Origin of the sequence: Streptomyces sp. NPDC048191, from assembly GCF_040652655.1 — a bacterium.
Taxonomy (GTDB): domain Bacteria; phylum Actinomycetota; class Actinomycetes; order Streptomycetales; family Streptomycetaceae; genus Streptomyces.
The window spans coordinates 19,190-33,028 of sequence record NZ_JBEZMO010000019.1; the positions used below are offsets into that span (position 1 = coordinate 19,190).

A 13,839-nucleotide genomic window follows, 5' to 3' on the forward strand; every position below is an offset into this window, starting at 1 on the left:
TGAGGAGATCCCTCACTCGGTGACGAAGACGAGGCGTTCGACGGCCGCCCGGGCCTGGGAGAGCGCCTGCTCCGGGGTGTCCGCCAGGGTCCAGGCGTGCGCGGGGCGGGAGAGCGATTCGGCCAGGTCGCCGAGCTCCTGGCCGACCTCCAGAAGCAGCTTCACCTCGCGCACCCCTTCCATCGCCGCGGCCTCCCGCACGCCCTCCACGGCTTTGAGTACTCCTCGCCGGTCGGGGGCGGCGTGCCAGATCGCGGCGTAGCAGGGGATGTCGCGTGCCGACGCCACCGCACGCCGGGCCTTGTCGAGGATCTTCTCGCCCAGGCACTGCCGTACCAGAAGGCCGACCAGATCGATGCCGCGCGCGAGGGCCAGCATGTACGGGATGCGGTCGCCCCCGGGCCGCAGGTGGGTCTCGATGATGCGTACCGCGTCCGGCTGGACCATCACCTCGGTGTGGGTCACGCCGTGCGTCACGCCCAGCGCGGACAGGGCCGCGCTCACGGTGGCGCCGATCCGCTCGGCCTCCGCATCCGCGAGCGGTGCGGGCACGACATGGCCGAGCTCCACGTAGCCTTCCGTCTCCGAGTACTTCGCGGTGATCCCGGCGACCACATGGCTGCCGTCCTCGCTGATGCACTCCACGCTGTACTCGGTGCCCTCGTGGAAGGGCTCGACGAGGATCTCGGCGGAGGCCAGGCCCCCGGTGCCGGCCCGCGCCCGCTCCAGGGCGCGGGGCACGTCGTCGGGGCCGTCGATCCTGCTGATGCCCTGGCTCCCCTCACCGCGCACCGGCTTGCAGATGAGCGGATAGCCCACCCGCGCCGCGAACGCCTCGATCTCCGGGGCCGCGGACACGATCCGGTTCGGCGTCGGGTCCACGCCGGCCGCGGCGAGGATCTCGCGCATGAGGTCCTTGCGGTCGATCGCGTCCACGGTGCGGCGTGCGGGCGCGGGCAGTGCGAGCGCCGCGCCGATGTCCGCCGCGTGTGCCACGTCGTCATCGGTCGTCAGCAGCGCGTCCACGGGGTCCACCCCGTTCAGGAACCGTGCCGCCGCCACCCACTCCGAGCCGTCGGCGTGTCCGGACACCGACACGAGGCGCTCGAAGGTCTTCAGATCCTGGTATTCCCTGAGCGATTCGCGGCGGCACACCGCGCTGAGTCTCACGTTCTCGTCGTGCGCGTGGACCAGCGCCGGCAGCGTCAGGCTGCCGCCCACGATCAGCACATGGCGGACGTTACCGGTCATGCGACGCCTCAACTTTCCTTGTGGGGCAGGATCAGGACACCGAGGGCGTCGGGACCGCCTGGGCTCCCCCGCCGCGGGAGGCGGGCAGCGACCGGTAGATCTGTCCCATCCCGCCGAGCACGCCGCCCAGGCGGGGCAGCGCCGCGTACACCGGGTCACGCCGCAGGATCGCGTCGACCTCACGCAGCCGCCACATCGGCGTTCGCGGGAACAGATGGTGGACCAGATGGAAGCCCTCGCCGTCCTTCTCGCCGAGCAGGAAACGGGTCGAAAGGCCGTACACCCTGTTCCAGGACATGTAGAGGTCGACACGCGGCGCGGTCTCGATCAGCGGGAAGTGTTCCATGAGTTCGGCTACGGCACCGATCCAGACCTGCGTGGTGACCAGAGGCACGAACCAGAACAGCACGAGCCAGGCCCACCAGCCGCCGAGCACCGCCCACACCAGCACCACGGCGAGCAGGGCGACTCTCAGCCCGCGCTCCGCCGTCCGCTCCCCCTTGGACACGATCCGGTGCCGCAGCAGGTAGAGCACGTACGAGGCGGTGGCCTGGGGGCTCACGACCGTCCGCAGGTACCGGCGCAGCGCGGCACGGCTGAGGTTGTCACCGCACAGCGCGTTGTCCTGGTACTGCTGGTAGTCGGGATCGCGCTCGGGATCGCCCAGCCGGCCGTGGTGCTCGCCGAGGTGGGAGGCACGGTAGCCGGTGAAGCTCTGGAGAACCGGGTATCCGCCGAACAAGGCCCCGATGACGTCGCCCGTGCGGTGGTGTGCCATGAAGGCGCGATGGGTGGCCATGTGCAACACCCCGGCGAGGGCCCGCTGACGGCCGCCGATGAAGAAGACCGCGACAATGTAGACGGGCACCGCGGCCCACAGCGGGAAATAGTGGAACGCCAGCAGCGAAGCCGCGCACCATGCCGCGATCCATAACCAGTGTTCGATCACTTCGAGCGGTCCGTGCCAGTTGTCGGGACGCGAGGCGGCGCGGACTGCCGCGAGGATGTCCGACGAGAACCGGTACCGCTCGGGGCGATCAGTTCTGGACATAGTCGTATCCCTCCCGGTGCAGACCCTTCCACCGCCCCCGCGGCATGGTCAAGACTGCGTTATGGTCAAGGCTTTGGCGAGTTTCTTGATCCTCAATGCTGCCCAACTCCCCTTTCCGAAAGGCGTCTTGTGCGGCACGGAAACCCGTGCGTAAGCTGGTGCGGAGTGATCGACTGCTGTGATACACGGAAGGTTGCCGACCATGCCGGTGCAAGAGCAGGAGGTTTCCCAAATCTGGGCCGACGTGATCGGGATCCGTGAAGCCGACGTCGATACGAACTTCTTTGATCTCGGCGGGCATTCACTGTTGTTGATGGAGCTTGTCAGTCAGCTCAACCAGAAACTGGGCATCGACACGGACGTGCTCATGTTGCTGGAATATCCGACGGTAGCGGCGTTCACTTCCCGTTGGAATGCTCTGGAAGGGCTCGTGGACGACAACCACTGATTACCGGCCTCTTTGGCCGAGTTATTGCGTTCCGCTCCGTCCCGCGCCGACCCCTGGTCCGCGACCGTGCATGTCGAACTGATCCGATCACCGTGAGAAGTCCGGGCCACGGGAGGGACTGGCGTTCATGGGCACACCGTTCGTACTCGACCGGATCCGGGACATGGCCGTGCGCGATCCGAGCCGGCCCGCACTGCGCGCCGGCGGCCGGTCCACCGGCTACGGCGAGTTGGTCACGACCGCGAGCGGCCTCGGCGATCTCCTGCGCGCCCACGGGGTCGGTCCCGAGGACGTCGTGGCCACGGTCCTGCCACGCGGCGGCACCGCGATCACCGCCATGCTCGGCATCTGGATGTCCGGAGCGGCGTACCTGCCGACGGATGCGAAGTGGCCCGAGCGGAGGCTGGACCTCGTGCTCGCCGAGTCGGCCACGTACGTGCTGGAGGAGGCCGCCGCGGGCGACGCGGACGTCGTCGTGCCGGGCGGGACCGGCCTGCGGATCAGACGGTCGGACGGCGGCCGCGGACGCTCACGGGATGCCGGCCCGGGCACGCGGAACCTCGCCTACGTCCTCTACACCTCCGGGTCGACGGGCACGCCCAACGCGGTCGGCGTCGAATTCGGCGCGATGGACAACTACGCCAGGTACCTTCACGATCTCGTGAAGCAGTCGGCCGTCCACACCGACGGCGACATGAGGGTGCTGCTGTCCGCGAACCTGTGCTTCGACGCCTCGCTCCGGCCGGTCCTCCTGCTCGCCGCGGGCGCGACGCTCGTCGTCGCCCCGGACCTGACGGACGGGTCGTGGCAGGAGCAGATCGACTGCATCGCCGACAACGGGGTCACGGTCCTGAGCGGAGTGCCTTCCTGGTACTCCGGCCTGTTCGGCGCGGGGTACCTGCCACGCGACTTCGGCGTGCGGCTCGCGTTCATCGGCGGCGAGGCGGTGCCCAACGGCGTGGTGCGCGAACTGACCGCCGACGGGTGCGCCGTCGTGGTGCAGTACGGCCCCACGGAGACGGCGGTCGCGGCGACGGGAGGGGTCCTGACCGGCGACGACTTCACCGAACCGCCGATCGGCGAGGCCATACCCGGAGCCCGGATCCACCTGTACCGGAACGACCGTCTGGACGAGGCGACCGAGGGCGAGCCCGGGTACCTGTACGTGGGCGGTGCGGGCGTCGCCCGCGGGTACCTGCACAATCCCCGGCTGACCGCCGAGCGGTTCGTGCCCAACCCGTCCGGACCGCCCGGGTCGCGGATGTTCCGGACCGGTGACCTGGCCAGAATGCTGCCCCGCGACGGATACAGCTTCCTCGGACGGCAGGACGACCAGGTCAAGATCGGCGGTCGGCGCATCGAACCCGGCGAGGTCGCATCGGTCCTCAACCGGCACTCCGCGGTCGCTCAGTCGGTCGTCTTCGTGCACCGCGACGGAGCGCATCCGCGTCTGGTCGCCTGCTACGTGGGGAACGTCGGCGCACAGGCACCGGGAGTCGACGACAGTGTCCGGGACCACCTGGCCGGCGAGTTGCCCGAGTACCTGGTTCCGGCCGTGATCCGACGGGTGGAGTCCCTGCCGGTGACGGATCACGGCAAGGTGGACGTCGCGGCGCTCGTGGAGTCCGTGACGGCCGGCGGCACCGGAGCGCGGACGGACGACATCTCCCTCGACGACGTCGAGCGGCGCCTGCTCGCTATCGTCCGCAAGACATTGGGTGTCCCCTGCACGCTCGACGACGACTTCTTCGGGCTCGGCGGCGGCTCTCTCGACGCGCTCGACGTCCTGGCACGGATTCGCGAGGACTTCGGGGTCCGGGTGCGGCTGCGCGACTTCTTCCAGGCCCGCACCCTGAGCGCCTTGCGCCACCTGATCGGAGACGTGGGTTGAGAACCAACAGGACGGACGCGCTGACGGACACCCTTCCGATCGGCCCGCTCCAGGAGGGTATCTGGCTCTTCTGGCGGCTGAATCCGACCAGTCCCGCCTACAGCATGCCCGAGGTCTTCCACTTCGACGGCGATTTCGACACCCGGGCCGCGGAGTTCGCGTTCAACGAGGTCGTACGCCGCCACGAGGCCCTGCGCACCACGTTCCACGAATCGGACTCCGGCGTCGTGCAGGTCATCGACCGTGATCCGGAGCCTGTCCCGGTCAACGTGGTGGACCTGCGGGGGCTGCCGGCGGCCGTGCAGGACGAGCGGCTGCAGTCGGCCCTCGACGCCGCGGCGAACCTCCCTTTCGACCTTTCCGCCGAGCCGGCGATCCGGCTCACCGCCATCCGGGTGTCCGAGAGCCGGACCACGCTGGTTCTGGTCGCCCATCACATCGTGTGTGACGGCACGTCGATGACCATCGTCCTCGACGAGTTCGGTGAGCTCTACCGGTCGGTGCGGCAGGGAACACCGCCCGGCCTCGGGCCGGTCGCACCGGGATACAGCACCTTCGTGCAAGGCCAACTCGCCGCACTCGCCGACGGCGGCCTCGGGGAGGAGTCGGCCTACTGGCGGGCCCGGCTCGCCGGAGTCACCAGCAGTGCGCTGCCCGGAGCCGACCGCGCCGCCACCCGGCTGCCGGGGTCGCTGGACACCTACCTGGTGTCCACCACGCTCGACGACGGGCTGACCGAGACGCTCTCGGCGTACGCACGCCGCGCCAGGTCGACACCGTTCTCCATCCTGCTGTGCGCGATGAACGTCATGATCGCCGCCACCGGGGACACCGACGTGGCCCTGGGGACGGCCACGAGTGGTCGCACGCCCGAGTTCGCGCGCACCGTGGGGATGCTCGCGAACATGGTCGTGGCCCGGGCGCGGATCGACCTGTCCCGGTCGTTCGCCGCCACGCTCGAAGAGGTGTCGCTGGACCTCATGGACGCCATCGACCACCAGGACCTGCCGTTCAGCCGGATGGTCGCCGACCTGCACGACGCCGGGCTCCAGCCCGGCGCCGACGTGGTGCGCACGGTCTTCTCCGCGGGTGCCGTCGGTGGCCTGAAACTCGGCGAGGGACGGCTGTCGGAGGTCGTGGCCCGCACCGAGGAAGGGCCTTTCGACCTGGTCGTGATCTGCGACATCACCCCCTCCGGCATCGCCCTCGACTGGGAGTTCGCCCTGCGCACCTACGCGCGCGAAGCCGTGCACGGCTACTGTGCCGCGTACGAGGAGATCCTGGCAGCGTTGCTGCGGCAGCCCGACGCGGCGATGGACTCCCTCGGACTGGCCGGGATCCTGGCCCGAGTCACCCCGTCCCCCCGGCGTGACACGCCCTCGCACGGCGCCGTGTCCCCCGCGGCGGAGCGGCACTGCCCGGCCGACGGTCCGCTCACTCCGGTGGAGGGAGCGGTTGCCGCCATCTGGGGCGAGGTGATCGGCGTACCCGTCCGTTCGCCGCACGACGACTTCTTCGATCTGGGCGGTCACTCGATGCTGGCGAGCGACGTCGTCGCACTGGTGCGCAAGAGGGTCTCGCCCACCGCGTCGCTGCGACTGCTCTTCGACCACCCGCGGTTGCGCGACTTCGCCTCGCGTCTGGACGCCGGAGCCGAGGCCGGCCACGCGCCGGACGCCTTCCACGTTCCCCGCCTGCCGCGGTCGGCCGGGCCGGCCTGAGCGCGCACCGGTGATCCCTGAGAGCGGGGCTTCCGGCGAGGCGGCACGACGACGCAGGTGAGGAGGAGCAGATGCGGGAGCCGTTGGCCATCGTGGGCATGGCATGCAGGGTTCCGGGCGCAGCCGACTACCGCTCACTGTGGGCCAGCGTCGAGGCGGGCTCGACGGGCATGGTGGAGGTCGGAGAAGAGGATCTCCGGCGAGAGGGAATCAGTCTGGACCCGGCGGTCCGCAACAGTTACGTACCCGTGTCCGCGCCGCTGGACGGATACGACGAGTTCGACAGCGCCGCGTTCGGCATCAGCGCCGGCGAGGCCGAGGGGCTCAACCTCAGCCACCGCGTGATGATGGAGGTCGTACTCGAGGCACTCGAGGACGCCGGCTGCGACCCGCTGCGGTACGCCGGGAACATCGGGCTGTTCGCCGCCGGGGGTGGCGCGTCGCCGATCCCGGTCCTGCAGCGCGTCGGCGACGCGCGGTACGGGGACGCCGCGAGGCCGCTCAGGGTGTCGGAGGCGGTCAATTGGACGGCACTGCTCGACCATGACTTCCTGACCACGCGGATCGCCTATCCGCTCGACCTCCGTGGTCCGTGCGTGACGATCCAGACCGCGTGCTCCAGTTCCCTCGTCGCCCTGCACCTCGCCTGCCAGAGCGTACTGTCCGGCGAATCCGACATGGCGGTGGCCGGCGGGTCGAACATCGAACTCCCCCAGCGGGCGGGCTACTACCACCAGGAGGCGAGCGTCTGGTCCACCGACGGCTCTTGCCGGCCGTTCGACCGGGCGGCCAGCGGCACCATCACCGCGAGCGGCGCGGGCGCGGTGGTGATCAAGCGCCTGGACCGGGCGCTCGCCGACGGTGACGCCGTCCATGCCGTCATCCGCGGCAGTGCGATCAACAACGACGGCAACCGGAAGATCGGGTTCACGGCGCCGAGCGTGAACCAGCAGAGTCTCGTCATCGGTGCGGCGCTGGCCGCCGCGGGGGTGGACAAGCGCGACATCGGTTACCTGGAGGCGCACGGTACCGGAACCGAGATCGGGGACGTCGTCGAATGGACGGCCGTCGAACGCGCGCTGGGCGCGGAGGGTGTGCGGTGCGCGATCGGCGCGACCAAGGCGAACGTCGGCCATCTCGGCGCCGCCGCGGGCATCGTCGGTCTCATCAAGGCCGCACTCGTCCTGGCCCACGGGCGGATTCCCCCGGTGGCGAACTTCGTCGAACTCAATCCGCGGATCAAGCCGGCGAGCACCAGGCTCTTCGTGCCCGACGGCTGCCGCGAGTGGGCGGACGACGGCAGGCCGCGGCGGGCCGGAGTGAGTTCGATGGGCATCGGCGGAACCAACGCGCACGTCGTCCTCGAGCAGGCGCCGCTCGCCGACGCGGCCGACGAACCGGGCGAGGGTGTGCATGTCGTGCCGATCACGGCCGCGTCGAAGCGCAGCGTCGAGGACACCGCGAACCGCGTGGCGGAGTTCGCCGCCGGGAATCCGCACCGTCTGCGGAGCCTCGCCCACACGATGAGGACGGGCCGGCGCGTGCTTCCCCATCGGGAGGCGATCGTCGTCGCCCGGCGGGCCGGCCGTCTCACCACCTGGCGCACGGGAAGCCGGCTCGCGAAGCGGAATCCCGACACCGCCGTCGTCTTCCCTGGCCAAGGAGGACAGATCGGGGATCTGACGACGGCCGCAGCCGAGATCGACGGGTTCGCGGACCTGCTCTCGGAAGCGCTCCGGTGTCTGCCGGACGACGACCGGCCCCTGGTGAAAGGGCTCCTCACCGGGGCGTCCGAGACCGCGTCCGCGCCGGGAGCGGCCGAACTCGCGGTGCTCGTCCAGTCCGTGACGATCGCACGATCGCTGCTGGCCGACGGCTTGCGGCCCCGGTCACTGTGCGGTTTCAGCCTGGGCGAGGTCGCCGCGGGCGTCGTCGGCGGTGTTCTCACCCTGACCGAGGCCGCCGCGGTCCTCTCGGAGCGGGCCCGGATCCTGACGGGCGCCCCGGCGGGGTCGATGATCCGGGTCCGGCTCTCCGAGGCCGCCGTCGCCCCGTACCTGGGGGCCGGTGTGTCACCGGCGATCGTGCCCGGCGGCCGGGACTGCATGCTCAGCGGTGAGGCGGCCGCGATCGACGCGATCACCGCTCGCCTGCGCGGCGACGGCGTGGCCTGCGTGCGAGTACCTGTGGCGCACCCGTTTCACAGCGCGGTCCTGGAGGACTGCGTCGCCGCGTACACGGCGGCCTGGTCGCGGGTGGAGCTACGGCCACCGGTCCTGCGCCTGATGTCGCCGACAACGGGCGACTGGCTGGACGAGGAAACGGCCCGCGACCCCGGTTTCTGGGCGAGCCATCTGATCCGGACGGTCCGTTTCGGCGACGCCATGGAAAGGCTCCGGGCGCACGGTACGGATCTCGTGCACGTCCTGGACTCCACCGCGGGTGTCACCCCGTTCGTCAGGGAAGTGTTCGGCGCCGACGCGCTGGCCATGACCACCGTCAAGCAGACCGGCTACGACGCGGTCTCCCGGGCACGGATGCTGGCGGCGGCGTGGTCGGCCGGACAGGACCCTGCCACGGTCGCCATCGGCGAGACCGGCCGGGGAAGCGGTTCCGACGCACGTCCGGTTCTCGTCCACGCTCCCACCTACGCGTTCGACCGAGGTTCCCGGAAGGAGCAGCCGCTCATGGAGGCAGCAGCAGAGCCGACTCCCGGTTCCGGCCGGCCGAGCCCGGCGACGGCGGACCGGACTCCGGCGCAAGCACCGGTGCCGGCCCTGTCACGGGACGACGCGGCCAGGATCGACGACGGGGTCCGGCGGATCGTCGCCAAGCTCGTGGGGGGCTCACCGGACGAGGTGGCACGCGGCGCCTCCTTCATCGAGCTCGGATACGACTCCTTCCTGCTCATCCAGCTCGCGGACGCCCTGTCGGCGGAGTTCCGGACCGACATCGACGTGCGTCTGCTGTTCTTCGACCTGGATTCGTGTGACGCCGTGGGCGACCACCTCAAGGGCGTCGTTCCCCCGAGCGGCGCGTCGTTGCCGGCCACCACGGCACCGGAGCCACGTCAGACACCCGAACCCGCCCCGAGCGCGGCCCCGGAGCCACGTCCGGCACCCGAACCCGCCCCAAGCACAGCCCCGGAGCCGCATCCCGCACCCCTCGCCGCACCCGTTCCGCGCCGCTCCGCGCCGGTCGTCCCCGCCGACGGAACCGATCCGCTCCGGGCGGAGGTGGAGTGGGCCCGGCGGACCCCGTTGTCGAAGCGGATCACCGAGGAGGACCGGTTCGCCCTGGCGGACCAGCGGAATCTGGTGTCCATCCGCAAGGGACGCCGTGAGGTGAGCTACCCGGTGGTCGGGGTTCGCGGCGAGGGCGCCCGCTTCACCGACGTCGACGGTCAGGAGTTCCTCGACCTGTGCATGGGCTTCGGTGTCCTCATGCTGGGACACGCGTCGGAGCCGCTCACGGCGGCCCTGCGCACGTTCGAGGCCTCCGACTTGCTGATCGGCCCGCAGTCGTCCACCGCCGGCGAGGTCGCCCGCGGCATCGCCTCGCTGGCCGGTGTCGACCGGGTCGCCTTCACCTCCTCCGGGACCGAGGCGGTCATGGGCGCCCTGCGCGCGGCGCGCGCGAAGACCGGCAGAGACCTGATAGCGCTGTTCTCAGGGTCCTACCACGGCACGTTCGACGGTGTGCTGGTCGCGCCCCGGGCGGCCGGCGAGCGGGGCGAGGCGACACCTCTGGGCCGTGGTACGCCTGCCTCGATGGCCCAGGACGTCATCGTGCTGCCCTATGACGACTCCGCGATCCCGGTCCTCGAGTCCTACGGCGAACGACTGGCCGCGGTGCTGGTCGAGCCGGTGCAGAGCCGACGCCCCGGGTACCAGCCCGGCGAACTGCTGCACCGCCTCCGTGCGCTGACCAGCGCGCAGGGCGCCGCCCTCGTCTTCGACGAGGTCATCACCGGCTTCCGGTGCCACCCGGGCGGCGCGGCCGCGTACTTCGGCGTCCGTCCCGACCTCGTCACCTACGGCAAGGTCATCGGCGGCGGCATGCCCATCGGGGTCATCGCGGGCGACGCGGAGTTCATGGCACCCATCGACGGCGGGCGCTGGCGGGAGGGCGATGTCGGGTTCCCGCAACGGCCGAGCATGATGTTCGCCGGAACGTTCAGCAAACACCCGCTGGCCATGGCGGTGGCGCAGCAGATGATCCGGCACCTCAAGAAGGAGTCGCCCCGTCTGCAGAACTCGCTGACCGACCGGACAGCCGACCTGGCCGGGCGGATCAACGCCCACGCGTCCGCCCACGGATACCCCGTCTCGGTCGAGTACTTCTCCTCACTGTTCCGCATCGGCGTCGACGGCTCCCCCCTGTCCGAGGACATGTTCTTCCTCGGCCTCCTCAACCGCGGCGTCTACGTGTGGGAGGGACGCACCTGCTTCCTCAGCGCCGCGCACACCGAAGCGGACTGTTCGCGCATCGTGGAAGCCGTGGCCGAGGCCGCTGCGGAAGTCGCCTCGCGGGGCCTGTGGGAGAAGCCCCGCGCGGCGGGCGCGGCGGCTCCCGCGCGCGAGCCGTCGGCGATCGTCGGCCGGGCCCCGCTGACCGACGGCCAGAAGCTGCTGTGGATGGCCAGCGAGCTGGGCGGTGAGCTGGGCAAGTCGTACCAGATGTCCGACGCGCTGCGCATCGAGGGCGGACTGGACCCGAAGAGGCTGCTGCGCGCCGTCGAGCGGGTGGCGCAGCGCCATGAGGTGATGAGGATCGGTTTCGACGACGACGGGGGATCCCAGAACTGCGCCGCACGCGCCGTACCGAAACTGACCGTCAGCACCCTCAGCGATGCGTCGCCGGGCGATGTCGAGGCGCTTCTCCACCGGTTCTCGCTGCGGCCCGTGGACATGTCGGCGCCCTCGCTGTTCCGGTTCCACCTCGTCCAGACGGCCGATGCCGCTTTCCTGCAGGCCACCGCGCCGCACTCCGTCGTCGACGGCTGGTCGTTCGAGGTCCTGTGGTCGGAGCTGTCGGCCTGCTACCTGGGCGGGGAGGCGGGCGACGCCCTACCCGAACCGGCCGGTTTCCTCGAGTACGCGCGGTGGAAGCGCGGCGAGGAGGACGCGCGGTTCGAGGCGCACGACGCCTTCTGGCGGGCCCGGCTCGACGCGGCCTGGGACACGGCCCGGCTGATCGACGACGCGGGGCCCTTCAAGCCCGTCCTGCGGGTGGACACCCTCCCCCCGGAGAGCCTCGCGGGCCTGCGCGACCTGGCGCGGTCCGGCGGAAGCACGCTGCACACCGCGGCCCTCTCGGCGCTGGCGGTGGCGTCGTCGCTGCTCACCGGCGCCGGGCAGGCCGTCATGATGGCCCATCAGACCGAACAGCCCCGCCACACGGGCAAGCCCCTCATGGGCTTCTGCGTGGACCTCCTGCCGGTGATCGTCGACCTCCCCGGCGACAGTACGCTGATCGACGTGACGAAAGCGGTCCAGGCACAGATCCTGGACGGATCGAAGGTCACCTCCGGTCTGTACCGCGTGCTGCAGAACAAGCGGTACCGCCGGCTGCCGACCGGCTTCACCGCTTTCAACTACGCGCGCGCGGACTCCGGAGCGTTGTTCGGCGCCGCCGCCACCTCGTCGTTGGTGATGCCGCGCGAGAGCATGCCGTGGCCGGCGATCGTGACCGTCGAGGAGCACAGCGACGGGATCGAGGTGATCTCCGAGATCTCCGGGATCAGTGACCTCGCTCCGCAGGCGTCCCGGTTGGCGGGACGGATGGAACAGGTCCTCTCCACTCCCACCCGGCCGCTCGGCGAACTGCGCCGGCCGTGAGGCAGACCAGAAACGACAGGTGGACCATGGAATCTCTCGTCGAACTGCTCCGCTCGCGGGTGTCCGAGACCCCCGAGGCGACCGCCCTGCTCGCGGACGGCGCACGGCTGACCTATGCCGAACTGGACCGGGCCGCCGATCTGGCCGCCGGCCGTCTCGCCGCCGCCGGCGTGCGCCCGGGCGACCTGACGGGACTGCTCGTCGAGCGGGACGCGGAGTCGGTCGTCTGGCTGCTCGCGATCCTCCGGCTCGGTGCCGCGTACGTCCCGTTGGACCCGGACTATCCGCAGGAAAGGATCCAGTTCATCGTCGAGGACTCCCGGCTCCCCTTCATCGTCGGAGCGCGGTCCACCGCCGAGCGCGTCGGGCTGTCGGACCATCGCCTCATCGACCGGGCGGCACCGGCGGCCGGTCCGGTGTCCGTGGCCGGCCGCGGGAGCGTGCCGGTGCCTTCCGCGGACAGCGCGGCCTACGTCATTTACACAAGCGGTTCCACCGGAAAGCCCAAGGGATGTGTGATCACGCACGGCAGCGTGCTCGCACTGCTGGAGGGAGCTCTGCCCCACTTCGCCTTCACGGCCGACGACCGGTGGGCGATCGTCCACTCCCTGTGCTTCGACTTCTCGGTCTGGGAGCTGTGGGGGGCTCTGGCGACCGGTGCGACCGCGGTCGTCGTCCCGTGGCAGACCGTCCTGTCGCCCGTCGGGCTCGTCGACTTCCTGCACGAACAGCGGATCACCGTCCTCAACCAGGTGCCGTCGCTCTTCCGGTACACGGCGAAAGCGCACGCCCAGAGCGGTCGCCCCCAACTGCCGCTGCGCTACGTCGTGTTCGGGGGCGAGAGCGTGAACCTCGACGTCGTCAGGGAATTCGTCGAGGCCGCCGGACCGGGCTGCCCGGAGATGGTCAACATGTACGGGATCACCGAGAACACGGTGCATTCCACGTTCAAGGTGCTGGACGCCGAGACACTCCGGTCGGACTCGGCCTCGCCCATCGGACGTCCGCTCCCCCATGTCGGCGCCCACGTTCTCACAGCCGAGCAGAAGCCGGTGCCGGACGGCACGCCCGGGGAACTGTGGCTCTCCGGTCCGGGCCTGTCGGTCGGATACCTGCACCGCGACGACCTCAACAAGGAGCGGTTCGCCGAGTTGCCCGTCGGTCCGGGCTCCACGATGGTCCGCTGCTATCGCACGGGAGATCTCGTACGGCGGCTGCCCGACGGCGAGCTCGAGTACCTGGGCCGCGACGACGACCAGGTCAAGATCCGCGGGTTCCGCATCGAGTTGCGTGAGATCGAGACCGTCCTCGGTTCGCACCCCGGCGTACTCGACGTCTGCGTCTGTGCGGTCGACACCGCTTCGGGTCCGGCACTCGCCGCCTGCCTGGTGTGCGTGGACTCCTTCTCCGACGCACTCGCCGAGTCGGTCAGGGAACTGCTGAAGACGTCGCTCCCCGCCTACATGGTGCCTCGTATGTACACGGCGGTCGATCGGTTGCCCCTGACGCCATCGGGCAAACTGGACCGGGCGGCCGTCGCGGCGCTGTTCTCGCACCGGACGGCGGGACGGCACACGGCCGCACCGCAGGGGGGCATGTCCGCCGGATGAGTGCGGTCTCCCGTCGTGACGGTTCCC

7 protein-coding genes are annotated in these 13,839 nt (G+C 70.6%); 5 read left to right on the top strand and 2 right to left on the bottom strand.

Annotation, left to right across the window (positions count from 1 at the left end):
- Nucleotides 1-12: 12 nt before the first annotated feature.
- Both AB0D93_RS27515 and AB0D93_RS27520 read right to left on the bottom strand, forming a co-directional pair.
- Nucleotides 13-1,251: an ATP-grasp domain-containing protein gene (locus AB0D93_RS27515; RefSeq protein ID WP_362124440.1), complete on the bottom strand. Its 1,239-nt coding sequence runs from the start codon at nt 1,249-1,251 to the stop codon at nt 13-15.
- Nucleotides 1,252-1,282: 31 nt separating this feature from the next.
- The gene (locus AB0D93_RS27520) at nt 1,283-2,302 is read right to left on the bottom strand and encodes a fatty acid desaturase (protein ID WP_362124443.1); all 1,020 of its coding nucleotides are present in this window, start codon (nt 2,300-2,302) and stop codon (nt 1,283-1,285) included.
- 202 nt (nt 2,303-2,504) lie between these two features.
- Between AB0D93_RS27520 and AB0D93_RS27525 the strand changes: the two genes are divergently transcribed.
- The 5 genes from AB0D93_RS27525 to AB0D93_RS27545 all read left to right on the top strand — a co-directional run bounded on the left by AB0D93_RS27525 (nt 2,505) and on the right by AB0D93_RS27545 (nt 13,812).
- The gene (locus AB0D93_RS27525) at nt 2,505-2,750 is read left to right on the top strand and encodes an acyl carrier protein (RefSeq protein WP_362124446.1); all 246 of its coding nucleotides are present in this window, start codon (nt 2,505-2,507) and stop codon (nt 2,748-2,750) included.
- A 127-nt stretch (nt 2,751-2,877) separates the two neighbouring features.
- Nucleotides 2,878-4,641, top strand: coding sequence for a non-ribosomal peptide synthetase (locus tag AB0D93_RS27530; RefSeq protein ID WP_362124449.1), 1,764 nt, complete (start codon nt 2,878-2,880; stop codon nt 4,639-4,641).
- Complete coding sequence (locus tag AB0D93_RS27535) at nt 4,638-6,362, top strand: condensation domain-containing protein (RefSeq protein ID WP_362124452.1); 1,725 nt, start codon at nt 4,638-4,640, stop codon at nt 6,360-6,362. The genes AB0D93_RS27530 and AB0D93_RS27535 overlap by 4 nt, the downstream gene beginning before the upstream one ends.
- A 71-nt stretch (nt 6,363-6,433) precedes the next feature.
- On the top strand, nt 6,434-12,202 hold the full coding sequence (locus AB0D93_RS27540) for an aminotransferase class III-fold pyridoxal phosphate-dependent enzyme (RefSeq protein WP_362124455.1): 5,769 nt from the start codon (nt 6,434-6,436) through the stop codon (nt 12,200-12,202).
- A gap of 26 nt (nt 12,203-12,228) precedes the next feature.
- Entirely contained in the window at nt 12,229-13,812 is a 1,584-nt protein-coding gene (locus AB0D93_RS27545; protein WP_362124458.1) for an amino acid adenylation domain-containing protein, read from the top strand.
- Nucleotides 13,813-13,839: the final 27 nt, after the last annotated feature.